The sequence below is a fragment of the Paraglaciecola sp. 25GB23A genome (assembly GCF_040012495.1).
Lineage (GTDB): Bacteria > Pseudomonadota > Gammaproteobacteria > Enterobacterales > Alteromonadaceae > Paraglaciecola.
Window position 1 is genome coordinate 56,171 of the sequence record NZ_JBDYKM010000011.1, and the last position, 24,245, is coordinate 80,415.

The 24,245-nt window shown below is 41.4% G+C and carries 17 protein-coding genes and 1 pseudogene; 5 read left to right on the top strand and 13 right to left on the bottom strand.

All coding sequences use genetic code 11. The features are described from left to right. Nucleotides 1-31 precede the first annotated feature (31 nt). Nucleotides 32-748 carry a DUF4184 family protein gene (locus ABKW31_RS14660; protein ID WP_348617301.1) on the top strand — a complete coding sequence of 239 codons (717 nt, stop codon included), beginning with the start codon at nucleotides 32-34 and terminating at the stop codon, nucleotides 746-748. A 119-nt stretch (nucleotides 749-867) separates the two neighbouring features. On the opposite strand, the gene yjgA is transcribed toward ABKW31_RS14660, so the two are convergent. Further along, entirely contained in the window at nucleotides 868-1,407 is a 540-nt protein-coding gene (gene yjgA / locus ABKW31_RS14665; RefSeq protein ID WP_348617302.1) for a ribosome biogenesis factor YjgA, read from the bottom strand. A gap of 79 nt (nucleotides 1,408-1,486) precedes the next feature. On the opposite strand from yjgA, the gene pmbA reads away from it, so the two are divergent. Further along, nucleotides 1,487-2,812 (top strand): metalloprotease PmbA, encoded by a 1,326-nt coding sequence (gene pmbA / locus ABKW31_RS14670; protein ID WP_348617303.1) that lies wholly within the window; start codon nucleotides 1,487-1,489, stop codon nucleotides 2,810-2,812. A gap of 206 nt (nucleotides 2,813-3,018) precedes the next feature. On the opposite strand, the gene ABKW31_RS14675 is transcribed toward pmbA, so the two are convergent. After that, the gene (locus tag ABKW31_RS14675) at nucleotides 3,019-4,956 is read right to left on the bottom strand and encodes a S9 family peptidase (protein ID WP_348617304.1); all 1,938 of its coding nucleotides are present in this window, start codon (nucleotides 4,954-4,956) and stop codon (nucleotides 3,019-3,021) included. Between the two features lie 93 nt (nucleotides 4,957-5,049). Continuing rightward, nucleotides 5,050-6,165, bottom strand: a complete 1,116-nt coding sequence (locus tag ABKW31_RS14680; RefSeq protein ID WP_348617305.1) for a hypothetical protein — start codon at nucleotides 6,163-6,165, stop codon at nucleotides 5,050-5,052. 150 nt (nucleotides 6,166-6,315) lie between these two features. On the opposite strand from ABKW31_RS14680, the gene ABKW31_RS14685 reads away from it, so the two are divergent. Further along, nucleotides 6,316-7,185 carry a hypothetical protein gene (locus ABKW31_RS14685; protein WP_348617306.1) on the top strand — a complete coding sequence of 290 codons (870 nt, stop codon included), beginning with the start codon at nucleotides 6,316-6,318 and terminating at the stop codon, nucleotides 7,183-7,185. Between the two features lie 127 nt (nucleotides 7,186-7,312). On the opposite strand, the gene ABKW31_RS14690 is transcribed toward ABKW31_RS14685, so the two are convergent. The 5 genes from ABKW31_RS14690 to pepQ all read right to left on the bottom strand — a co-directional run bounded on the left by ABKW31_RS14690 (nucleotide 7,313) and on the right by pepQ (nucleotide 14,288). Then, entirely contained in the window at nucleotides 7,313-7,768 is a 456-nt protein-coding gene (locus ABKW31_RS14690) for an NfeD family protein (protein WP_348617307.1), read from the bottom strand. 3 nt (nucleotides 7,769-7,771) lie between these two features. Continuing rightward, entirely contained in the window at nucleotides 7,772-8,710 is a 939-nt protein-coding gene (locus ABKW31_RS14695; RefSeq protein WP_348617308.1) for a stomatin-like protein, read from the bottom strand. 321 nt (nucleotides 8,711-9,031) lie between these two features. Further along, entirely contained in the window at nucleotides 9,032-11,365 is a 2,334-nt protein-coding gene (locus ABKW31_RS14700; protein WP_348617309.1) for a DUF5916 domain-containing protein, read from the bottom strand. 211 nt (nucleotides 11,366-11,576) lie between these two features. Then, nucleotides 11,577-12,635: a GGDEF domain-containing protein gene (locus ABKW31_RS14705; RefSeq protein WP_348617310.1), complete on the bottom strand. Its 1,059-nt coding sequence runs from the start codon at nucleotides 12,633-12,635 to the stop codon at nucleotides 11,577-11,579. Between the two features lie 333 nt (nucleotides 12,636-12,968). Further along, nucleotides 12,969-14,288: a Xaa-Pro dipeptidase gene (gene pepQ / locus ABKW31_RS14710; RefSeq protein WP_348617311.1), complete on the bottom strand. Its 1,320-nt coding sequence runs from the start codon at nucleotides 14,286-14,288 to the stop codon at nucleotides 12,969-12,971. Nucleotides 14,289-14,505: 217 nt separating this feature from the next. On the opposite strand from pepQ, the gene ABKW31_RS14715 reads away from it, so the two are divergent. Together ABKW31_RS14715 and ABKW31_RS14720 are read left to right on the top strand one after the other, a co-directional pair. Next, the gene (locus tag ABKW31_RS14715) at nucleotides 14,506-19,371 is read left to right on the top strand and encodes an RHS repeat-associated core domain-containing protein (protein ID WP_348617312.1); all 4,866 of its coding nucleotides are present in this window, start codon (nucleotides 14,506-14,508) and stop codon (nucleotides 19,369-19,371) included. After that, a complete protein-coding gene (locus tag ABKW31_RS14720) occupies nucleotides 19,372-19,800 on the top strand; it encodes a hypothetical protein (RefSeq protein ID WP_348617313.1) in 429 nt (142 codons plus the stop codon). Nucleotides 19,801-20,102: 302 nt separating this feature from the next. On the opposite strand, the pseudogene ABKW31_RS14725 reads toward ABKW31_RS14720, so the two are convergent. The 5 genes and pseudogenes from ABKW31_RS14725 to ABKW31_RS14745 all read right to left on the bottom strand — a co-directional run bounded on the left by ABKW31_RS14725 (nucleotide 20,103) and on the right by ABKW31_RS14745 (nucleotide 23,946). Further along, nucleotides 20,103-21,143, bottom strand: a pseudogene (locus tag ABKW31_RS14725) (IS481 family transposase). Between the two features lie 268 nt (nucleotides 21,144-21,411). Next, entirely contained in the window at nucleotides 21,412-21,534 is a 123-nt protein-coding gene (locus ABKW31_RS14730) for a hypothetical protein (protein ID WP_348617314.1), read from the bottom strand. 40 nt (nucleotides 21,535-21,574) lie between these two features. Next, on the bottom strand, nucleotides 21,575-21,871 hold the full coding sequence (locus ABKW31_RS14735; RefSeq protein ID WP_348617315.1) for a transcriptional regulator: 297 nt from the start codon (nucleotides 21,869-21,871) through the stop codon (nucleotides 21,575-21,577). Next, a complete protein-coding gene (locus ABKW31_RS14740) occupies nucleotides 21,868-22,332 on the bottom strand; it encodes a hypothetical protein (protein ID WP_348617316.1) in 465 nt (154 codons plus the stop codon). The genes ABKW31_RS14735 and ABKW31_RS14740 overlap by 4 nt, the downstream gene beginning before the upstream one ends. Nucleotides 22,333-22,872: 540 nt before the next feature. Continuing rightward, nucleotides 22,873-23,946 carry a WD40 repeat domain-containing protein gene (locus ABKW31_RS14745; protein ID WP_348617317.1) on the bottom strand — a complete coding sequence of 358 codons (1,074 nt, stop codon included), beginning with the start codon at nucleotides 23,944-23,946 and terminating at the stop codon, nucleotides 22,873-22,875. Nucleotides 23,947-24,245: the final 299 nt, after the last annotated feature.

Here is a 24,245-nt window from a genome sequence, read left to right on the forward strand (position 1 = left end):
TAGCTTTTGATAATGCGAGATAAACGACACAATGCCCTACACACCAGCGCACGCTATTATCTCGCTACCTATCAGTGCGCTAAGTCGCGGTAAAATTCCCCTAGCCTCATTAATTATAGGCAGTATGTCACCTGATTTACCGTATTTGCTGGCTCTTAAGACTACTTATGCGCCAGGTCACTCGTTACTTGGTGTACTCATTTATTGTCTTTTACCGTCTATTCTTGTTCTATTCCTTTGGTACCGCTGGCTTGAAAAGCCGATTCTGCATTTGTTTAAATTACCTCATACACCAGTCACCTTTAACAAAACGACATGTTTTTTAATACTGATTGGCATATTAGTGGGTGCATACAGCCATGTAATTTGGGATGCAAGTAGTCATTATAATGGCGTTTTTGTGGTCGATAGCCATTTTTGGAACAAAGAAATATTTTCACTGCCTGTTTATCAATTGAATCAATATGGTAGTGGAATACTAGGCTCAATCGCTCTCGTTATATGGTATGGGCGTGCTCTGACAAAAAACGCTCAGAATGCCTACCAAGGGCACCTAATACTTGGTTTAAGCATTTTTATACTCAGCATTATTTGCTTTATGGTGCTTGCAAATCTTATACATCATTCAGATACCACTTTAGACTTCCTAGTACGTTCTTCTATCGGTTTAATCAGTGGCAGTATTATCGCAGCATGTTTGTATGCTTTTGTCGTTAAGCAGTTTAAAAGTCAAACCGCGGTGAGCTGAGAATATCAAACGCTACATAAAACGATAAAAACCCAAACTAAAAAGGGCCGCTAATAATAGGACCCTTTTACCAAATAAAGATATTTTACTTTTCTGTTGTGGCTCTCAGCCCTTGGGCTCTAGCGATTAATTGCGATTTGCAAATACTTAAACAACTCACGCGCAGCTTTGGGCGCTTTGTTTGTGGTTTGTTCTTTATTCGCCTGACGAGATAGCTGACGTAATTTTTGTCTATCTAGCGAAGGGTATTTTTCGATAGCCTCTTCAATTTTTTCATCACCAACTTTGATGATGTTATCACGCAATACTTCGATTTTATGAAAGGCGGCGCTTGAGGTTTGATGGGCTGCTTTAATGACAAGAATGGCTTGTTCAATCACGTTGTTGTCACGATGGCGCATCATTTTACCAATTAATTGTAATTGGCGGCGATAACCTTCTTTTTTGCCCGTGATACGACGCGCTAACAAAACTGCATCCAGCAGCGCTTCGTCCATAGGGATTTTAGCCAATTCATTTGGGCTGAGTTCAATCAGTGATTCACCCAATTTTTGCTGCTCTAGCATTTGGTTTTTAATCTGAGTTTTACTTAGAATTTCAGTTTCATTGTCTATTTGAAATTCGCTTTCTACATCTTTGTTCTTTTTAGGGGCGGCCATGTGATGATCTTTAGTGTTACACTATGTGCAGATTGTAACCTTGAAAGCACTATTAATATAGTTCGATAACGCAGGTCGTATGCAGCAACAACTAACAGAAATACAAAATGTCGTCGAAGATGTCCTTAAACTAGCCAAAAAAATGGGTGCTACTCAAGCCGAAGCGAGTATGTCTAAGGTGCAAGGCATCGCGGTATCTTCGCGTTTAAAGGAAGTTGAAACCGTTGAGTTTACCAATGACGGCGGTTTGGGGATCACGGTTTACCATGGCCAGAAAAAAGGCAGTGCTTCGACCGCAGACTTATCACCTCAAGCATTGAAGCTAACCGTCGAAAAAGCCATTGAAATCGCCAAACATACCAGTGAAGACCCTTTTTCTGGTTTGGCCGATAAAATGTTAATGGCCTTTGATTATCCTGACTTGAATCTGTTTCATCCTCAAGAGCTCGATACCGAACATGCTATTAAGCAAGTTATTGCGGCTGAAGAAGCGGCATTGAATGTTGATAAACGTATCACTAATTCTGATGGTGCATCTTACAATGCTAATTTAGGTACTAAAGTCTATGGCAATAGCCATGGTCTCAACGCCGGTTATAACAGCAGTCGTTACAGTTTAAGTTGTGTGGTTATTGGTGAGCAAGACGGTGATATGCAGCGCGATTATAGCTATACCGTTGACCGTGAAGCGTCTTTACTGCTATCACCACAGCAGGTTGGCCTTGAAGCCGCGCAGTTTACCCTTGATCGACTCGGTGCGCGAAAAATCAAAACCGGCAAAGTCCCTGTTTTGTTTCACCGAGAAATTGCCTCTGGTTTGTTTGGTCATTTCATTAGCGCGATCAGTGGGGGTAACTTATACCGTCAATCGTCATTTTTACTTGATAAATTGGGCCAACAAGTGCTGCCCAAGTGGTTAAACATTGTTGAGAAACCTCATGTAATGCGCGGATTGGCCAGTTCCCCCTTTGACCATGAAGGCGTGATGACTAAAGATCTTGATATCGTCACCAATGGTCAACTCAATACCTATCTGTTAACCAGTTATTCGGCGCGTAAATTAGGCATGCAAACTACCGGTCATGCCGGTGGCATTCACAATTGGTATATCAAAAATAGTGGTGAATCTGATCAAGAGATGCTGGCTAAAATGGGCACAGGTTTGTTAGTTACCGAATTGATGGGTCAAGGAGTGAATGTGGTAACAGGTGACTATTCTCGCGGTGCTGCAGGCTTTTGGGTTGAAAATGGCATTATTCAGTATCCCGTGCACGAAATCACTATCGCCGGTAACTTAGCCGATATGTTGATGAACATTGTTGCGATAGGCGCACAAACGGAAACGCGTGGTGCTATACAAACCGGTTCAATTCTGGTTGATAGTATGCAAGTTGCCGGCGAATAAAGTTACATAAATACCGCCTGTATAAACTGACTTCTCTGCAAAGATATATTCGCTGCGCGGCCTTAGCCGCGCAGTTTTCATCAAGTCCTAAGAAATTTTCATCGCCTTATAATCACTATAAATAAAACGCTCAACGCCTGTAAGTCGGACTAATGGTGAGCTTTGACTTTGGTTAAAGGGCAGCGAATACGGTCCTTTTTGCATGCTTATTCAGTACTTAAGTGTTGTTTTAAAAAAGCCGCCACTTGCTGATAAAAAGTAATTCTATTGGCCAACTTTGCAATACGATGACCTTCATCTGGAAAGCGTAAATAGGTGACTGCTATATTTTTATCACGCAGTGCCTTGACCATGGTATCTGACTCTGTAACCGGATCCCGCGGGTCGTTAACGCCATGCTCGTAAAACATAGGCGCTTTAATGTTATGCACGGTATTGATGGGCGAGTTCTGTGCGTAAAAATCGAGCCAACGTTGTTCGCGAATATCGCCATACTCAATGCGATCCGAGGCTTTAAGGCCCGGTGATGCGGTTTGCAAGGCTTTGACCCAATCAGCTACACCCACGTATGAAAGACCTGCTTTAAAGGCATCTGGATACGCTCCCATCACGGCATTGACCATATAACCGCCATAAGAGCCTCCCATGACAGCCGCTTGGCTAGCATTGACCCTGCCATCGGTCTTTAGCCAAGCCAGAGCATCGACTAAGTCACGTACACTGTCTAAACGCTTTTCTTGATTATCTAGGCGTGCATAGGTCTTGCCGAAACCGGTTGAACCTCTCACATTGATGTCGAGCACCGCGATACCTTGACCCAACAAGTATTGAATCAAAGGCCCCCACGTTGCGCGAGACTGGCCTGTCGGACCACCATGCACATCGATTACTATGGGCGGTAGACTTGCGCTTTGGCTTACGGGTAGGTACAACAAACCATTGAGTGTTAGACCGTCTCTGGCGGGAAATTCGATAATCTGAGGCTTTACCATCTGCTGAGGATCAATACCGGCCATGTCAGGGGCCATAAGTAAACGGGTTTGCTGATTAGTTAAATCGACTAAAAACAAACTGCCGGGTGTCGCAGGCCCACTGATACGGACCAATAAATCTTTACCGGCTACACTACATGAAAGTGAGTACACACCATCGGGTAGCTCTACTGTTTTACTGGTTTTTGCTTGTTGATTGTAAATATGTAACTTATCAAAACCGTATTCGTTGGTGGTCCAGGTTAGATATTTTTCTTGCATACAGCTTTGGATATTTTCGATGTCAAACTGATGACTAAATAATACCTTGCTAGTACCTGTGGCGACGTCATATTGGCGTAAGGATTTCATTTCGCCATCTTGGTCAGAGGTGAAATAGAATGCCTTACCCGACTTAGACCAGACAAACTGGCTATAGTCTGATGATATCTCTGGTTTAAATAAGTTAGTCATTTTACCTGTTTGGGTATTAAGCAGATAGACATTGGCGCCATCTTCACCTACTACTTCAGTGACTATTGATAGATCACCACTGGGCTGCCATTGACGCGGGTAAAAACCAAATTCGGATTGATAAATTAGGGTGGATTTTGCTTCTTTGTTGTCCAAGCTGAAGTCGAGCAGATAAATATCAAAATCTCGACCATTTCGCTCAGTCGAGGCATAAGTAAACTGTTGACCTTGAGAGTCAATATCACCAAACACCCGATAAGCCTTACTATGATCAAGTAGCAATTGCTCACTCAAACCATCAAGTGAAATAAGGTAATACGCTTCTCGCTCATTACCTTCATTATCTGCACCATAAATAATATGTTGACCATCCGGATGCCAACGATAAAAGGTTACGCCATTGCCATAGGTTAATTGAGTGGTTTGACCGCCTTCTAGGGACAATAACCAGACTTGTGGCACGCCAGTAATACTGCTGATATAAGCGACCACTGAGCCTTGTGAGTTCATGGTGGCGCTTGCTGGACCACGTGCCAATAAAAATCGCGAAATATCTATGGGTTGGTCACCGGCCATGCCAATACGGATGGGGTTTATTTGTGGTGTATCTTGTGGATAAGGCCAGTCTGCGCTGTGTGTTTGGTGGGTGAATAAAACAAAAAATACAGCGAGAAAAACAAATAAGCTTGAAAATTTCATGTAAATACTCTTATTGAACGCGCACGTTTTGCTCAGCTTAGTTGTTGTTGTTGGTTATTGTCACAACACTTATGCAATTAATGTTGGCTAAATCTACTGAGCAATTAAATCATGAATTTCATTCAGCGACGGCAGTATGTGTGACTCGTGATAAAACAAACGGTTGAGGCGACCTAATAAATTCACGGTTCGTGATGGATCGTGTGCTTTACGACGATGCAAGCTGGTGGTTTGCAAAAACTCCCAGGGCTTAAAATTCCATTCGAGAATTTCCTCTAGTGGTATATCTAACTGACTGACGGTACTCAAAATGCGTTCGGTTTTACTTTCGTTAATCGGTAAAAGTATATCCTGATAGAGACCTGTCAAAGGCTGACCTATGGCATCAATCGTATGGTTGATGGCTCGCCAAATGTCATCGTGTTGGTGATGCACTCCTTTAGGGGCATAATAGCCCATGACTTCCCACTCCAGCTCAGCATTTCCAACTGCGATTGAGCTACCTACGCGGGGCGAATAAGATAAATCAGGTCGCGCCCCAATATTGTATGCATCTACCGACAGACCCACATTAACGGCGATGTCGCCCATTTCAGCTTGGTTAATATAGATTGCTTCAAAGGCGCTACGTTTAACGCCCATCCAGCCATAAACCACGGGTTCGAGTGCAGCGAAGTCCCGCACCTCATCTGGCAGGTCTTCGCCGTATTTATCAATAAATAAGGGCGACGGATCTTGCTGTAAATTATCGTCGGGTACCCACACTTCGTATTCTTGACGGGTATCCCCCTTGCCGCGACTTTTGATGCCATAAGACAAGTTTATCGGTCGACAAATATTTCTGTTCTCTCCTTCTTTATGAAAAAACTCTGAGCGAAAACGTTTAATAAAGGGCGCTTCAAGACCGGCTATCGCGGCGGTAGGATAACGAAAGCCAATATCACTTTTAGCGACGATGTGAAAACCGGAAATATGCTGTTCAAGTAGGCGTTTTACGCCGCGGAGGTCTTTAAAATTAGGCACTACAATGCTGCGCTCTGGCTCAATAGTTAAACGTTGCCCCTCCGCGGTGACAAATTTAGGGGTTTTATGATAGCCGTGACAGTTAAGGCCAAGGGATTTAGCAAAGTCATTTCTGACAATAGCAAGTTCGCTAAATAGTGCATCGTGATCGCGAATATGTTTAAACAAAGGACGATGAATGGCCATGGATCTATTCCTAACGGTGATTGGTTTATCTGCGAACTAATTTGCTATTTGTCGTCCATTTTGTGGAATAAAGTAACTAAGCTTAGCGTTATTCGCAATGAGTATTTTTGCCGTAATTAAGTAACAATATATGAAAACTGGAAGTCCTGTATGTTCAAACCAACTTCGTTTCGCTCAATTTGTGTGTATTGTATTGCAACAGTTATCGTTGTGTTGTCGGGTTGCGAGAGCCAACTCGATTCAACTAGTCCTGAGCAGTTATTAGGAAAATTTAATCCACAACATGATTTATTGCTGGCACAATTTGATAGTAAAACCGATGTAGATGACATTCATAGTGTTGCAGCCGTTGCAACCATGTTACAGCATCCCAATCTCGCTAAGGTTAAATATCACGCAGTGGCCGGTGCTTATGGCATTCAAGAAGGAGAATATGTGCCTGCTCCTGAATTGTTTGAACTGGCTTTTGCTGACCATTGGTCTGATGCCCATGCTGACCGAAATAAGGCCCTTGCAGATGTACTTATTTTAGTCAGAGCAAGTCTAAAACAAGGAGGGGATATATGGATAGCCGAAGCCGGTCAATCGGACTTTACGGCCATGGTGATTAGGGCTTTAATAAGTGCTGAGCCAGACATACTTACTCAACAAAAAATACATATTGTGCAGCACAGTGACTGGAACCAAGACAATACGTCTGCCGACGCACTAGCTTATGTAAAAATCCACAGTGATTATCATAAAATTCCAGATGGCAACGCACTTAATAATGGGACTGCAGGGTATAAATCAGATAATTCACTTGATTGGACAAGAGCCCTAAACAACAAAAAAGTCGGGGTATTATGGCAATCAGCACAACAAATAGCTGACAAATATAATGGGCAATACGGACGTTACAACAATGAATCTATTGCGCAAGGCGGTTTTGATTTTTCAGATGCAGCGGAACTAACTTGGATTTTTGCACTTGAAGATGCGCAAGATGTCAGTGGTTTTTTTGATCAATTCCTACTTTGAATAATTATTGTCATTGTGTCAATTCACCATAACACCGCCAGTATAAGTAAGCCGGATTTACCGGCTTTCTCATGAGTCTCTGTTAAGTTAGTTAGACTAAGTTTTTGATTACGAATGTATTTTTAGCCTAGGTGGTGGCTCTAATATAAAACACACCAACATCTGCTTCAGTCACTTCAACCTTAGTGCCTATCGCTAAGGTTTCTGTGCTAATCAATTTCCAATCAATGCCTGAGTAACGATATTTAGGATTAATAACAGGAGACACTACTTCGGTTAATACAAAGCTATGGCCTACTAAATCTCCTTTGGCTTTAGTCTTATCTACTTTGTTTTGTAATTTTTTTAAGGGTTTCCATAACAAAATAGCAGCGAGTGTGCTGATGATGGAAATAGTCAATGCGGCACTTAACACTGAGTCAGGAATAAGGCCTAAAAATAACAAAACACCGGTCAATACTGCTGCTAGTCCTACAAAAAAGAGCACAAAGGTTGAAAAACCCAATACCACAATCTCGATGGCCAACATCGCAAACCCAAGTACTAATAAGGTTTGGGTTAGGTTATTAGTCGCCCATTCCATACCTTAGGCCTTTTTGTTCAAGGTGTTAATAATCGTCATAGCTTGGGCTACAACACTGGCTGCGTCTGTACCACTATCAGGTAACAACACCACAGAAGATTCTTTAGCAATCGCGTGTTTGGCTTCGATGGCTTTGGTGGCAAGGTCTAGTTGAATGGCTTTTTGCCCTTCTTCAGTCGCTGCTGCAGCACCGACTTGGCGTAAAGCTTCAGCTTGAGCACTCGCTACAGCAACAATGGCTTTGGCTTCACCTTCAGCACGCAATACGGCCTCAGCTTTATCGGCCTCAGCAGCAAGTACCACCGATGCTTTTTGACCTTCAGCACGGTTGATGGCAGCTTGTCTGTCACCTTCCGATTCGAGTATCTGCGCGCGTTTCACTCGCTCGGCTTTCATCTGTGCTTCCATCGCTTCCATAACAGATTGCGGTGGCACAATGTCTTTAATTTCGTAACGTAATACCTGAATACCCCAAGGGCCAGCTGCCTCATTGATAGCCGCTACAATATTAGTATTAAGTACATCACGTTCTTCAAAGGTTTTATCCAGTTCCATTTTACCCAGTTCTGAACGCATGGTGGTTTGCGCCAGCTGAGTTACTGCAAATACGTAGTCGTCTATGCCATACGTCGCTTTATAAGGGTCAAGTACCCGAAAATACAGTACGCCATCTACCGATAATGAAATATTATCTTTGGTAATCGCACTTTGCTCTGGTACATCCACGGCTTTTTCTTTCAAAGAACGGTCCGCAGAAATACGATCGATAAAGGGCACGATAAAATTCAATCCAGCTTCTTTGGTTGATTGATATTTACCGAAACGTTCAATCACATACGCGCGGTTTTGGGGTACAAATTTGATCGACGTTTTTAATAAAACCACGACAAATACTAAGATCAATGTTTGTGGGCTAAGAATATACTCGAGTAATATTTCCATAATGTTCTTCCTTACAACAAGTGGCTAAAGCTGCCACTGCTTTAATATCTGTGCAAAGGTGGATTAATTCAACTAAGTTCGACACATATTGTTATTAAATTAGCCGATTAAGTCATTGTCGACTTGGGAAATGGTTTTATCAAGTTGATGGTAAGCCATTGTAAGCAGACTTTAGTGAGTATAAACAACTTGAAAAGCATAGTATTCTAAGCCTTAAAATGTGCCATTTATCCATCCAGTTTACTGTTGCTGCTACTGCAAATGATTGAGTAAACGCAAAACTCAGAATAAAAATTTATTAGCGGCGAGCCACACTGAATTTTAATTTAACCATGCGTAGCTTAATTTCATAAATACCGACTGTTCAATGCTATTTAAACCGCTGACTACATCGTTTTGTGCTGCGGCATTAGCATAACCGATAAAAAACTTCGTGAGCGGATTGACTTTGTACGAATAAAGTAACTGTGCACCTAAATGTTTGCTGTTGCCCTCCACCTCAACATTATAAAGGCCAGGATTGCGCGAGATATTTGAATAAATAGCGATAAGTCGCAAAAATTGCCGTTGGTTAAATTGGTAGGTAATCCGTAAATCACTCAGGTTTGCTCTAAATAAGGTGTCGTTTTGTATCTCTAATTTTTTAAAAACGTGGGTTAAATTCACTTGTAAGTGTTGACCAAAACTCCAACCAACAGTGGGTGTTATTTCTGTTTGTTTACCAAGACGATTATTATCAAAATCGATTTCATCACCAAAGCGCATAAATAATTCTAAATATAATGGGCTAGTTGGGCGCATCTCTGCATACAGAGTGACAAAGCTCTCATTAAATAAGTCGGTATTACCCTTTATGAGCAGTAGACTCGGATCATGGCGCAAACCGACACGTTCGCGATCCAAGTAAGCTATTTGAAAATAAGACTGCCTTTGGCCATTCATAGAGACATGTATTTCGCTCTCTTTTTCTAACAACTCACCGTTATCATTATGCGAAATATCCCAATCTCCATTGACTCTAATTTTATTCCACCATGAATTTTCACTGTACCAATTGTAGCCGCCACCAATAACTTTTTGTTGCCTATCGGCTAGGGTGCCAAAGCCGAGATCGGTGCGAAAATCAGCATCTCGATTTTGCAACATACTCCAAACGTTCCAATCGCGTTGCACGTGCTCATAATTGATACGATAGGCGCTGCCAGTAAACGCCTGATCTTTGTTTAAACGCAAAGCCGCTTCAGTGTAGTCGCTGTTATTTGTGCAGTCGTTGTCGCAAAATTCTTTATATAAATCTTGCGGATATGCCGTATCAGACTTAAGCAATTGTATTCGCAAGGTGTCTTGTGGGCTGATTTGGTACTTAGTGTCAACGCTGTAAACGTAGTTGTGATAATCGCCTGCTTCGCGCAAGGTATTGGTCCAGCCAACCGATAGGTCATCTGAAACATCATAACGGTAACGCAAAGCCATATTAGTTGATTTGTCATCAAGCTGCGCGATACTTGAACCCAAGTTGCCGGGTACTAAAAAAGTGGTGTTTTCGTCATTCGCTACAAATAAGCCAAAGGTGTGCTCATCCACTCGTCCTGTTACTTTAGTGCCATAGTCAGGCGCATTAATATTGCGGGTATAAACCAAATCAACATTGGTTGAAAAATAATCGGCATTTTCTAAAAAAAATGGCCGTTTTTCATTAAAAAACAAAGCAAAGGTATTGTTAATACTGAGTTGAGCAGAATCAGCTTCAACCTGTGAAAAATCCGGGTTAAGGGTCGCTTGCAAAGAGATTTCCGGTGTAATACCCCACTTCAGGTCTAAACCTACCTCACTATTATTAGAGCCTTGCCATGGCTCTATATCGCCTAAAGCGCGATTACGCGCCTTGCCTAAAACTAATGAAGGCACAACCGCAATATTTTTGCCTTGTTTAGCTTTCGCAAAGCCGCTTACTTCTCCTATTTGGCATAAGTCACAGGCATTGTTCCGATCTCGGGGAGAGTTAGAAATACGCAGCCTGTCCTCTCGTGGGTAGTAGCGAATAAATTCTGCACCCCACGTTTTTTTACCATCAGACTCTACAAAGTTCATCACACGCAGTGGGATCGCTATTTCGACTTGGTAACCTTGGTCGATAATTTTGCCGGCAGATTGCCAAATAGCATCCCAACTATCGCTTTCATCACCGGTCATTTCGTTCATGATGGAGTCAGCCTGAATGCCGTGGGGATTGACAAAAAATTGGTAAGCAAGCCGCCGATCATTAAACGTGTCTAAGGTAAGACCGACAATATCATCGTTCCAAACGTTATCCCGATCACGAAAATAAGCGCGAATTTTTTCGGGCTCTGCATCGCCAGCTTTAAACGCTACAAACAAGGTTTCGCCATCTTCAAAAATAAGGACTTCAGTTGTCACCGGGGAAAGGGTATTTTCGAAGGGGTGAGTTACCACATTGAGTTCGATTTTTCTTGCTTGTTGCCATTGGCTTTCAGTGAGCTCGCCATCGATGTCGACTTTACCTAACAAGTTAGGGACATCATATTGATTAAGACGCAATTGTTGGCTTTGCGCAAAAAGTGCCGAGCAATATCCGAAAGGCAAAACAGTGAGTAACAGGAGTTTAATAATGGCAATGGGTAAAGAGTTAAACATTTAGCGTGGGTTCCGATCTTTTTAAATATTTGGTAGTGCCGTTTTGCGGACGCGCAAGCTTAAATAAATTGGCTACAAAAAACAGAGTTAAGCGTTTAATCACCTAAATAGTCGGATCAAGTGCGTACTAGATTGATAAGTCGCAATACAGAGGGAATAAGTTTACAAAAGAACCTATTAAATTAAGCGAGTGAGATTGAAATAAAGAGACTTAAGCGGCAACTACTTGATTGCGACCATTACCTTTGGCTTTGTAGAGAGCTTTGTCAGCTTCGGCAAAGGTTTGACTAGCTGAGGTGTTTTCGTGGAATTGGGCGACTCCAATACTAATGGTGACTTTACCTACTGTCGAAAAAGCATGGTTTTCTACTGCACTTCTTACACGTTCGGCCAAATTCAACGCCGTATCGAACTTTGCACCATTGGCGATAACCAAAAACTCTTCACCACCCCAGCGACCAATCGTATCTTGTGGGCGCAGATTATCACTCATACACTGGCTTATCTCACGCAGTATGTCGTCGCCTACTAAATGGCCATGTATGTCGTTTATCGCTTTGAAAAAATCGATATCAATGAGTAACAAAGAAAATGGCGTATTTTTAGCTACTCTGGTATTTAGCTCTGATTGCAGCAAACGTCTATTGCCGATGCCTAATAGTCCGTCATTGTTGGCCGCATGTTCCATTTGCAAGGCTTTTAATTGTGAATCTTTATGGGTTTGCTTAAGCCTCATTACGCCAATCATACAAAAAAGATAAACGGCATGGGTAAGGCTAATATTTAATGCCAAAGCCTCTAGCGAGGGAGACTTCGTTTCTATAAAACCTAAATAGGTAAGTAGCAGTAAAGTGACCAACAATACATAGATTGCAATAGAACTAAAAATGGCTTGTTTCACCGGCAAAAACAAAAATGCCACAAGATATAAAATAGGCACCCATTGTAGGGTCGATGCAAAAGAATAGATATCACCAGTTTGGGCCGATGAAATGTAACTAGCAATGGTTAGACTGATTAAATAAAGCGAGATATAGCCAAACAGAAGTACTTTAGCCAAATTAGTGCGGGCAAAAAAATGGCTTAGTACTAAACAAAACAAGGTCGCGATGATGCTAATGGCGTACCCATAACGATCGTATGGCAGAATAACATTATAATGCTCTTCTAGAGTCCAGATCATTACAACAACAGCAATACCAATCAATAGGAAATAAACAAACAAGTTGTTGTGCTCAGTCAAGCTATCTGTTTTTATGCGTTTGACCATGACATAGCCCTGTAAAAGTACCGTAACTATAAATCTGTAAAACGTTCCATGTTGGTTAACTAATTGACCTGTCGAAGGAAAATATTGCTTTGGTACTCATAATACCCTTTTTATACTAGCTTAATTCTGCACTATTTTGATGCTTTTTTAAACTGCATAGCTCGGCTGGAGTAGTAAAATATAGGGATATGAGCATCAGGGCGACACTTTATTTTTTCGCATGGCTTAAGCTCATGCTTTCTTTGATAGGCAGAGGACTTTGCACTAGCTGTGCTTAACACAAGCGACCAAAGCAGAGAGAAAAAACTCTCTGCTTTTGATATTGCTGAGGGCTTAGTTCAAGCCTAATTCACGAGTTAGGTTTTCGTTACGATCGCGATGTACCACGATATTATCTTCTATGCGGATGCCACCATAAGGCTTTAAGGTAGCTATCACATCCCAATTAATGAATTTAGAATTTTCAGTGGCTTTTAAATCCGCCAGTAAACTGTCAATAAAATATAAACCCGGCTCGATGGTAAATACCTGACGCGGCTCTACTAAACGCGTTGTGCGTAAAAAGGGATGTTCTTCAGGTGGTGGATTAGGTGTGCCCCAGTCATCGGCTGCATGACCTGCTACATCGTGCACTTGTAAGCCTAAAAAATGGCCAATACCATGTGGGAAAAAGGTATTAACTATACCCTGCGAAACAATATCGTCGGCGGCTAAATTAACGATACCAAAGTCAGCTAATAAGCCAGCAATTTGACGATACGCTTCAATATGAATTTGCGTATAAACAACCCCGGGTTTGAGTTGTTCCGCCAAGTGTAAGGTGAGTTTATGCATCGCCTTGATTAAATCAGCAAACATCCCCGAGTGCTGGGTATAGGTGCGAGTGATATCGGCGGCATAACCATGAAAGCTTGCCCCAGCGTCAATTAAAAAAGAGCGACTTTGTGCCGGAGCAATTTTATCTACTTGCATGTTATGCAAAATGGCACTGTTTTCGTTCAGGGCAATAATGCTGTTGTAGGGCACTTCATTTTCACCTTGGCCAACAGCGCGCAGATACGCTAGGTTTATCTCAAACTCACTTAAGCCCTGCACAAAGGCCTGATGTGCGGCACGATGGCCATTGACCGCCAAACGGTTGGCTTCGCGCATACAATGCAGTTCGTAGTCAGTTTTATAAGCACGTTGATAATGCAAATAATGCAATACACGGTCTGGGTTAACCAACTCAAAACCGAGCGCTTTGGCCACTTCAATGTATTCACCTACATAGGCATGACGACTTTTATCAAAGGGCAGATGTTTTTCAACCGCATTTGCTTGAGTAAGAAACACAATATCAAATTGCTCAGCCCAAAAATCAGTTGGTTCGGCTGGCACCTTGTGCCAAAAATCCTTGGGACGATAAAATATTAGCTTAGGTTTATCTACCCCATTCACTACCAACCAACAATTGGGGTTATCAACCACAGGCACCCAAGCTTTAAACTGCGGATTAACGTGAAAAGGATAGTTATTATCATCGAGGAATAGTCGTTTGCTCTGACCAGAGTGAATAATTAAGCCATCGATGCCCTCACGAGCGAGCGCATCACGGGTGCGATGTTGTAATTCTTGAATATGTTGAGGATAGGTTTGGGCAAACACAGACATGAACAATTCTCTTCTAAACCAAAATGGCGCTTAGCCTATCATAAGCAGCCACTGGCTTGCATCTGAGGAGTGAATAATAGGGCAGATCGTGTAGTCCTTTATTTACATCGCGGGTAGTTATTTTTCAAATAAGTATTGACATTTGTAAATTATTTTTGCATTTCTGTGTAATTTTACTACCCTTATTGGGCAAATTAAATTTACAAAAGGAACTTGTATGACTCTTCTATCGTTAGTTGCAGTAACTCCACTTGTTGCCTTAAGTGCTTTTTCACTATCGGCTCAAGCCATTAATTCCAATCCTGCCAATACAAATATTGCAGTAATAACCAACACGCTCGATGCTGCTTTAGTTAATGTCGCCAGTATTGATGATGCAAATATAATTATTCCAGACTATTTATCCCCCACCTCATTTTCTAGCAATGAAAGTTCGGAAAAGCCTTTTGGTGATATTGATGCGTGGGCAATGCCAGGTGGTGGTGGCGACCCCGGTGACGGTCTTGGTCCTGCCAGTGAAGATATTTTTGCCCGTCTTAATACCGATTTTACAGTCAGCCCGCATACTACTGATTTGTTGGGTGAAAGTGTTGATGTGAATAATGGAAATGTCTCGTTTCGTAATACAGACATTGTTATTCCGGGCAATGGCTTGGGTTTAGACATCGTTATCAGTCGAACCATAAAAGGGGCCGCAAATTCTTTTAGTAGACATAATATGTTGGCTGATTGGACATTGGATTTTCCGGCGATTCAAACCACTTTACTGCGCAGTCAAATACGCTACTCAGGCTCGTGGGGTATTGGCAAAGAATGTTCAGGCAGTTTGGATCCTGGCTCGATTGTAAACTGGGGAACGACATTTGGAAGTCAGGAATATTGGAATGGCGATAATTTACAATTACCCGGTGGTAATGGCGCAAAGTTACTGGAGAATAATGGTTACCTTGCACCAAGTAGCACATACAAACGAGTAACTCAGTCTAATTGGAAGTTTAGTTGTTTCAATCGGTCTGACGGGCAAGGTGAAGGCTTTATTGGTTACGCCCCCAATGGTCTGAAATATACTTTTGATAAGCTCAGGCTTATTAGTACTAAACCAATTATTAGAGATTATAAACCTACTGCACGATTCAATGCTTTTATGTTGGCAACCAAAGTAGAAGACCGTTTTGGTAACTTTATCCAATATAATTATACCGGTAATAATTTGACCTCGATTACGACCAATGACAGTCGAACCGTCATATTTAATTACAATCATCCCTCGCAATCCAGTTTGATAACATCAATTTCTTTCAATGGCAGAACCTGGCATTACGAGTATGCCAACATATCAACGAAGTACACGTTAACTAAAGCAACCAGACCTGATGGTAAATTTTGGAGTTATGATTTATCCAATCTTGCCTTCAGAGTACCGCCTGGTATGACGACGTCATCACCCGGCATTCCGGGAGATACTTGGGAATGTTCAATCGTAACTGGGAACTCAGGGCACACAGCCTCTATAACGCATCCAGATGGAATAACCGGCACATTCGTTTTTGAAGCACAAATACACGGGCGAAGTAATGTAATGCAGTTTGGCAATGGTATTGGAGGAGTTAATTTTAAGCCTATTCAATCTCGTTGCTATCCAAATCACGCCTTAGCCGAAAAAACGTTGTCAGGTCCCAGTGTTTCGCCACTGACGTGGAATTACACCTATTCCGGCAACTTAGGAACATGGACCACGACAGTTCCAGATGCACCCTACAAACTGCCAAGTAGCGCCCCAGTTGACGCTGTAAATCATAAATCGACTACAGTCGAAGCCCCTGATGGCAGCAAAACCGTCTATTATTACAACCGTGATTTCAGCAGCTTCAAAGAAGGCAGTTTGATTGTTGTTGATAAATACGATAAAAACGGAACAACGCTATTATCACGCACAGAGTCTAATTTTGTCGCAAGCCCTGCAATTGGTAGTGATGAAGTCTTATTTGAAAACAGCGCCCCGAACAAACAGCGGATTATGCAAAGTAGCAGTGTGTTGAGTAAGGTAGATGGCTCAACTAATACCTTCACGACCACCTATAATACCTTTGATATATTTGGTTATCCGCAGGTTACCAGTGAATCTAACAATTTTAACGGTAAAAAACGTTATACCAAAAATTACTATACTCACGATACCACCAATTGGCTAATTGGTCTCCCCAGCTACACTCAGGTATCCAGTAATGGTAGTAGCTACACCGAAACAAGTCGAACCACCTATCACAGTTCCACAGGTAGTTATAAATCATTGCCTTATGAGCAACGCGCATTTGGACGTTGGTATAAACGCAACACCAGTTACCACACATATGGAGTCAATGCAGGCTTGCCCAACAGAGTTGACTATAACGGCCCGAATCGCTGGGTATATTTTTCTAATTATAAACGCGGTATCGCCCAAACTATTCGCACACCACAAAGCCGAAGCACTGCCAGTCAATATGCTTACAAAGTCGTGGATAATAACGGCTGGGTAACCAAACAAACCGACTTTTTAGGTCAATGTATTAACTATGGTTACGATAGTTTAGGCCGCATGAACTTAGTTGACCCTTGTGATACTCGCTGGTTAAGCACGAGTGTTAGCTATTCTGCCACGGGCAGTAGTGAAGGCCTTAATTACGTTACTGATGGCATGTTTAGACAATTGATTAGCAGAGGTAATTATCAAAAAACGACCTACTTCGATAGTTTGTTACGCCCTGTGATGAGCAAAGAGTGGGATACTTCAAAATCATCAACTGCGCGTTACACTCGCAATGCGTTTGATGCTGCAAATCGCCCTACCTTTCAGAGTTTTGCCTATACAAATAGCACCACACCCTACGGAGTCTATACTACATACGATGGTTTAGGTCGCTCCGTCGAAGTTGACGATAACTCCACTTCAGGCAGTGTCAGCTATAATTATTTGTCTAATAACCGTGTCCAAGTGAACGACAATAAAGGCAATGTGACTACTACTACCTATCTTGCCTACGGCACACCAGAGCAAGGTATGGCTACCCTTATTGCCTCGCCTCACAGTGTTAATACAACCATGGTCTACGACATTTATGGCAACCTCACCACGGTCAACCAAGGTGGTCTAACAGAGTATCGAGTATATGATACCTATAAACAGTTGTGTAAAACGGTTCGCAACGACGTTGGTAATACCGCGTTTGCAAAAGATGCATTGGGTCAAGTGTCTTGGCAAGCACGAGGAAGTTCTGTTGATAGTTCAACAACTGCTTGTGATACCGCTGTCAGCGCTTCTGACAAAGCTACCTTTGCTTACGACAATCTAGGCAATGTAAAGTCAGTATTGTTTGGCGATTCAAGCCCTGATCAAAGCTACGTGTATGATGCCAATAGTCGCTTAGAAACTCTAACCGCCGGCAATGTAGTAACTGCTTATGAATACAACTCTGAAAACTTAATTGAAAAAGAAACCATGTCGGTTGACGGGCAAAATTTCAGTTTAGATTATATTTATAACAATGTTGGTAACCTGACTAATACTGTTTACCCCAGTGGCGCCAATATCAGCTATTCGCCCAATGCTTTGGGGCAAGCAACCCAAGCTGGTGGTTATGCGAATTATGCGAGTTATCACGCAAATGGCATGGTTAAATCGCATTTGTATGGTAATTACGCTACCCACACATCCACACAAAATACCTCCGGCTTACCCAGCACCTTTTATGATAAGAAAGGCAGCACATACATTATTAATCATAGCTTTACCTATGACGCTAATAACAACCTCACTAAACTGACTGACTACGTTGCCAGAGCCTACGACCTAAGTCTGAGCTATGACGGTTTAGACCGACTCGATGTGATAAGTGACAGTTATTTAGGCAGCGGTGATGTTAACTACGACACCATGGGTAATATCACCTATTACAAGCTGGGCAGTAAAACTATTAACTATTACTACAACAGCAGTAAGCGGCTTGATTACACCACAGGTAGTAAAAGTTACAACTTTAATTATGACGCTAAAGGCAATGTTACAGATAACGGTACTCGCGGGTTTACCTACAATGCGGCCAATCAAATGGTGCAAAGTGATGGTTATGTGTATACCTACGATGGCAACAATAAGCGGGTAAAAGAGCAGGGCTCAAATGGCATCAGTTACTCGTTTTATGCTAGCAATGGCAAGCTGATGTATCGTAAAGCCGATGGACTAGATATCGACTATTATTATTTGGGTGGAAAGTTAGTTGCGAATAAAAAGGGCAACACAGTGACTTATTTACACAGTGATTACCTTGGCAGTACCGCTGCCGAATCCACTATCAGCGGTAGTGTTTTTAATCGCATGCACTACCAACCCTTTGGTGAAAGTATAGAAACACCAAAAGATGACATTGGATATACAGGGCATAAATTTGATACCGACCTTGGTTTAAACTATATGCAGGCACGATACTATGATCCAGTTATTGGGCGGTTTTATTCGAATGATCCAGTGGATGCGGCGGCTTTTCTTATTCAAGGTAATATTCAAGGGTTTAGTCGCTATGTTTACGCAAACAATAACCCATTCAGATATACTGATCCAAATGGAATGGCCCCTGAATCTTTCGAGGATTGGAAAAACCTAGCGTCAGGGACAATTAGCTATGCAAAAGGTGCGGCTACAATGGTAGCGGGTGGTATAACAATGGGGTTTGGCGTTGTAGGTGTCGCTCTGCCAGAACCCGGAACTACTTTATTAGGGATAGGTTTGTTTGCAGTTGGAAGTGCCGCGCTACCAATTGGTAGCAACGAAATGCTTGATGGTCTAGATCAAATGTCAAAAGGTTGGAATAATGGCAAGGAATCAATAACTGGCCAAGATTTAAAAATGAGTACTGCAGGCAGTGTTTTGAATGAAGCACTGGGCATTGATGGTTCGTCTGTTGTAAATTTAGGCAAGGCTGTCGATGGTGCTATATCTCAAACTGCCAATGCGTATCTACCAGCTTCGTCTGTATTAACTACTATAAATAACGCTTCCACTATGAATGATATTAGCAAACTAACTATACCTGAAAAGAAGAACTAAATGGCCAGTAAACAAGTGAAAGATCTTTTCTACCCAATCCTTTATCCAAAATATTTGACTGGTAGAGCTAACGTTGAGTTTTGTTTGATAAAAAGCAAGTATTTAGGGCGCTATAGTATTGCCTATATTGAAGTAAGTGAAATTGATCAACTTAACAATTGTATGAATTTATTTAGACGCGAGATTGCTAAAATAACCGGCGCGATTTGGTTGCTTAGAGAGGTTGGAGTTTTTATAATTATAGAGGTAAAAAACGAAATACCTAAAGAATTATACTTGGAATCTTTAGTGGATAAAACAGGATTCCATTCGGTAATAATACAAGGTATTTGCTTGTTCAATGAAAAAGAACAACGTTTTGCCAAATCAAAATGGTTTAAACACTCTTTTGGTGATAGCGATCAAATCCTAAGCAAGCTAGTTAGTTAGTTTGTGATTTACCTTACTAGAACTTAGAAAGTACAATCATAAACATTACAAAGACCCATAGGACGCGGCCTCTAAAAGATAAATAAAGAGACATATATGGACGCTCCCGATATGTCAACGCGCAGTGAATCTTTTTCGTGCTGCGAATCAGTACGAAAGGTTCTTTTTCTGTTTTTACCGCTATTCTGTTGTGTTGAAGGCAGTCTAAAAGTGGCTTAGTTCAGGCATATATTCAGGCTCTTAATTTGTAGTAGCTCAGACTTGATCTGACAGTTACCCATTTTTCAAATGGTGCTGTCAGTTTAGATTTGAGCTAAATTCTTTTCTGCCCAAACCGATTTCCCATCCAGTAATGTTTCATACGGAGTTCGTCCGCAACACACTTTACCCTGATGAGTTCAATGATTGTTATAGGAATCCATCCAGTCGTCCAGATCTTTTTGTAATTCCTCCATCGTCGAATACAGTTTTTTCCTAAATGTGATTTGATAAAACTCGTTTAGGATCGTCTTATGGAACCGTTCACATATCCCATTTGTTTGTGGCGACATGGCCTTTGTTTTGGTGTGGTCAATATCATTGATAGCGAGATATAACTGATAATCATGGTGATCGACTCGACCACAATATTCTGTACCTCTATCGGTCAATATACGAAGCATAGGAAGGTCATGATGCTCGAAGTAAGGCAATACTTTGTCATTCAGTATGTCCGCCGCTGTAATCGGTGTTTTGGTCGTGTAGAGTTTGGCGAACGCGATTTTGCTATAGGTATCAACGAAGGTTTGCTGATAGATACGCCCCACACCTTTTAGATTACCCACGTAGAACGTGTCTTGAGAGCCGAGGTAGCCAGGATGATGCGTTTCTATCTCGCCACAAGCTTCGTCATCGTGTTGTTTCTTCTCCAGAGCCGCTACCTGTGCGTCGCTGAGGATAATACCATCATTAGTCACCTTCTCCTCTAGCGCTTTGAGCCTTTTCTTAAAGTTTTCCAAATTGTGACGCAGCCATACTGAGCGCACCCCACTGCCCGAAACAAAGACCCCTTTCTTGCGTAATTCATTACTTGTGCGATGTTGGCCGTAGGCTGGAAACTCAATAGCTGACTCAATAACAGATTGCTCTGTCACTTCATCAACTCGGTTTTTTAGATTAGGGGTTCGACGACTTTGATTGATTAATGCATCAATACCACCGTCTTCTACTAGCTCTTGATAACGATAAAATTTATCTCGCGATACGCCCATTACTTTAAAGGCTCTAGAGACGTTACCTAGCTCTTCAGCTAAATTTATTAAGCCTGCTTCGTGTTTAATGATTGGATTGTTAGTATGCAACATGAGAGTTACCTTAGTTTGTTTTGATTTAAAGATTCGACACCTTTATCAAAACGGGTAACTCTCTCTTTTTCAAGAAGAAATGTCAGATTAAGTCGAGACTAATACACTTAATTATACACTTAATTAGCGTTGGTTTAATCAACACTGGCCTCTGATGAACTCCGTACCGCGTACCTTATCGCCTTTAAAGCACCCATGCGGATTATTATCCGTGCCTAAGTCTGGCTTTGATGAGGTAGGATAGACCGTAAGCTTCATCATTGTATGACTAAGCGAGTTGGGTAAAAAGAGTGTTATCCCGAGTCTTGCCTTCTACAACACCCGCACAGGCTTGATGCCTTTGTCTCAGACGGAATTGAGCAAAACCAGGATCGCTTATATAGACAGCCATCTTAATTTCTCAAAGCCTCGTTTCGCCCCGCGTCATGGCTTTATCGGACTGTCGAATCAACAATACGCATTAGTTTTGCCACGTGTCCTTTAAATGCTTTTCTACCTGCCTCTGTTAAATACAGCCATGTTCGTTGTCTGCCGTTGGCATTCTCTTTACGTTGTTTTACGTATCCAGCGTCTTCTAGTTGCTTCACGTGTTTTGAAAGCACCGAATCACTTACGCCTAATTGGTCTCGGATAAACTGAAACTCTGCATCTTCAAGAGGTGACAACAATGCACAAATTTGTAGACGATTAGGGGCATGAATAATACTGTCAAACTGTGTGTCATTCATTTACGCTTATCCTGATCGATTTTATTTTGGTATTTGTTACGTTCAGACTCATTTATCCAATAAACGCTTAGCGTTGCTATTACACCGGTAATAATTGGCCCTAGAAAGGTCCCATAAGAGGCGCGCACATAGATGGCAATGAATATTAAGCCAAGCATAAAAGCGATTAAACTGACAAGTGCAATAATGGTCTTCTTCTGCATGGTAATGGTTCGGATGGATGCCTTAGTTTTACTACGTTGCACGGCAATGATGAGCGGTAAAGCAATAATTGGGAAAATATAATAATCACGAAGTCCTGCTCCAATTAAAAATACCAAAAGCCCCACAACTAACGCTATTGAAATCGCAAACCACCTTGGAGATATAGCGTGTTGTAATGCAATTCCTTCTAAATGTTTAATTGATTCAAGTGCAACTCGCGCTTCTTCCGACTCTACTTTTGTCGTTTCATTTGTCATAATTATTACTCTTTAGTTTCCAAGTTGGAAAGTAATATGCATCTAACTTTCCAACTTGGCAAGATATAACTTTCCAGCATGGAAAGTTAGTCTTGAAATAAATAAAAAGAACATCTATTTTTAGAAAAAACACCTGATTTTATAGAAAGCGTTTTGATGGGAAGTCTTGAAAAAAAAGCAGCCAATTCGATGATCGTTTTGAGCGAATTACTGCCGAGCTGCTCGATTAAGGTGGTGACTCTCATATTGGCTCAATGTTTAGCGCTATTCTGGGACTTCCCTTTTATGACTGGTCTTCGAATAAAGTCAAAGGCCACTATGTATTGGGTAAATCTGCTGAGCAAGCGGATAAAAATCATATATAACAAGAGACTTTGGGGGTAATAGTTATTTTAAAGCTTTGCTGTTTCCCATATTACCCGCTCGCTAAATATCTAACTTAAGATATCTACCATCACCTTGATGCAAGCGTAAATCTCTGCTGATGGCACATGGTTTTCTGTCAAATGTGCTTAAGCCGTATTACTAGTTGTTATCAGCTTAATTCATTTTCTTAAAGTCTAAGAGTTCCTTATCTATATATTGGATCACAACCTTACCATCGGGACCGGAACTAATAAGTTGTTTGCCATCGCTTGTTAGATTCACATTCGTTACATCATCTGTATGGTTGTTCAATCGTTTTATAGCCCGACCTTTTTTTACATCCCATATTCTAATAGTCACATCATTTTCATTACTCTTATATTGCCAATGATATTGAAGGAACTCTCCAAATAAGCCCTTATCTCTGCCGCCGCTTATCAGCATTGAATCATCTGGATTAAACGTTAAGGCATAGATGGAGTATGAATCATCTTCGAGTGTTTTTAAGACAGACCAGCTTGATGTATCCCAGATTTTAATAGTGTAATCATCGCCACCTGATGCCAATAACTTGCCGTCATGACTAAAGGCTAGTTCAAGGACTGCACCAGAGTGTTCAGTTAGTTTTTTTACTAGTGTAGATGAAGATACATCCCAAATATTTATCACATTGTCTTCACCACCCGTTAATAATTGCTTGCCATCTGGGCTAAATACTAGACCCCATACATCACCTTCATGTGCAGATAATACCCGTGATTCGCCGGTTGCAATATTCCATAAAATAGCATTGTCATCAGCACTGACACTGGCTAAAGTTTTACTATCAGGGCTAAACGCGACTTTAAAGATTATATTTTTATGACCGGACAACGTTTTTAATAATTGCCCATCTGAAACCTGCCATATCATAATCTCACTGTCATATCCGCCTGTAGCAATGAGCTTGCCATCAGGACTAAAGGAAACAGACGGTACACCGCCCAAGTGCGGTAATGAATGAATAAGGTCTCCATCTTCAATCTGCCAGATATCAACATTGTCATCTGATTTTGCACTGGCAATTAATGAATTATTAGGATGGATAGCTGTTATACAAATACTATTTTTAAATACAGGGCATTTTTGATATTCGGCTATAACGTCTTTAGCATGGGCCTTTGAAACTGTGCTGATGCTGCTACACCCTGTTATTATTAGAGCTAAAGCAGTTATAGCTAAACGACTCTTTCTTGTTTTACTTAGCATTGTAAAATCTCTTTGCTGTGGAAGTTAGGCAAGGTTAAGTAATAAATTGGTTTAGTCACAATGAAAGATGATTAAGTGCCGAATATTAGTGATTAATCGATGGGTTCTTACGTTTGTCATAGATAAGTCGCTTTTCGTCATATAAATATTATTTCTTGGGTACCTAAGAAAATTATCTTTCATTATCCAAAGTTAACATGGAATTTGAAGTTACTGGGTATACCTCAGGCACTGGCTCATGTTATTTCTGCCCCATTATTAAGCTACAGCTATCTGGTAACTCTGGCTTCATATAACTG

Excerpts from the sequence above, each read along its gene's own strand:
- ABKW31_RS14700 (WP_348617309.1), bottom strand. The coding sequence starts at position 11,365 with ATGTTTAACTCTTTACCCATTGCCATTATTAAACTCCTGTTACTCACT.
- ABKW31_RS14740 (WP_348617316.1), bottom strand. The coding sequence starts at position 22,332 with ATGACAAATGAAACGACAAAAGTAGAGTCGGAAGAAGCGCGAGTTGCA.
- ABKW31_RS14675 (WP_348617304.1), bottom strand. The coding sequence starts at position 4,956 with ATGAAATTTTCAAGCTTATTTGTTTTTCTCGCTGTATTTTTTGTTTTA.
- yjgA (WP_348617302.1), bottom strand. The coding sequence starts at position 1,407 with ATGGCCGCCCCTAAAAAGAACAAAGATGTAGAAAGCGAATTTCAAATA.
- ABKW31_RS14745 (WP_348617317.1), bottom strand. The coding sequence starts at position 23,946 with ATGCTAAGTAAAACAAGAAAGAGTCGTTTAGCTATAACTGCTTTAGCT.
- ABKW31_RS14720 (WP_348617313.1), top strand. The coding sequence starts at position 19,372 with ATGGCCAGTAAACAAGTGAAAGATCTTTTCTACCCAATCCTTTATCCA.
- ABKW31_RS14685 (WP_348617306.1), top strand. The coding sequence starts at position 6,316 with ATGTTCAAACCAACTTCGTTTCGCTCAATTTGTGTGTATTGTATTGCA.
- pepQ (WP_348617311.1), bottom strand. The coding sequence starts at position 14,288 with ATGTCTGTGTTTGCCCAAACCTATCCTCAACATATTCAAGAATTACAA.
- ABKW31_RS14715 (WP_348617312.1), top strand. The coding sequence starts at position 14,506 with ATGACTCTTCTATCGTTAGTTGCAGTAACTCCACTTGTTGCCTTAAGT.
- ABKW31_RS14705 (WP_348617310.1), bottom strand. The coding sequence starts at position 12,635 with ATGGTCAAACGCATAAAAACAGATAGCTTGACTGAGCACAACAACTTG.
- ABKW31_RS14730 (WP_348617314.1), bottom strand. The coding sequence starts at position 21,534 with ATGGCTGTCTATATAAGCGATCCTGGTTTTGCTCAATTCCGTCTGAGA.
- ABKW31_RS14660 (WP_348617301.1), top strand. The coding sequence starts at position 32 with ATGCCCTACACACCAGCGCACGCTATTATCTCGCTACCTATCAGTGCG.
- pmbA (WP_348617303.1), top strand. The coding sequence starts at position 1,487 with ATGCAGCAACAACTAACAGAAATACAAAATGTCGTCGAAGATGTCCTT.
- ABKW31_RS14695 (WP_348617308.1), bottom strand. The coding sequence starts at position 8,710 with ATGGAAATATTACTCGAGTATATTCTTAGCCCACAAACATTGATCTTA.
- ABKW31_RS14735 (WP_348617315.1), bottom strand. The coding sequence starts at position 21,871 with ATGAATGACACACAGTTTGACAGTATTATTCATGCCCCTAATCGTCTA.
- ABKW31_RS14690 (WP_348617307.1), bottom strand. The coding sequence starts at position 7,768 with ATGGAATGGGCGACTAATAACCTAACCCAAACCTTATTAGTACTTGGG.
- ABKW31_RS14680 (WP_348617305.1), bottom strand. The coding sequence starts at position 6,165 with ATGGCCATTCATCGTCCTTTGTTTAAACATATTCGCGATCACGATGCA.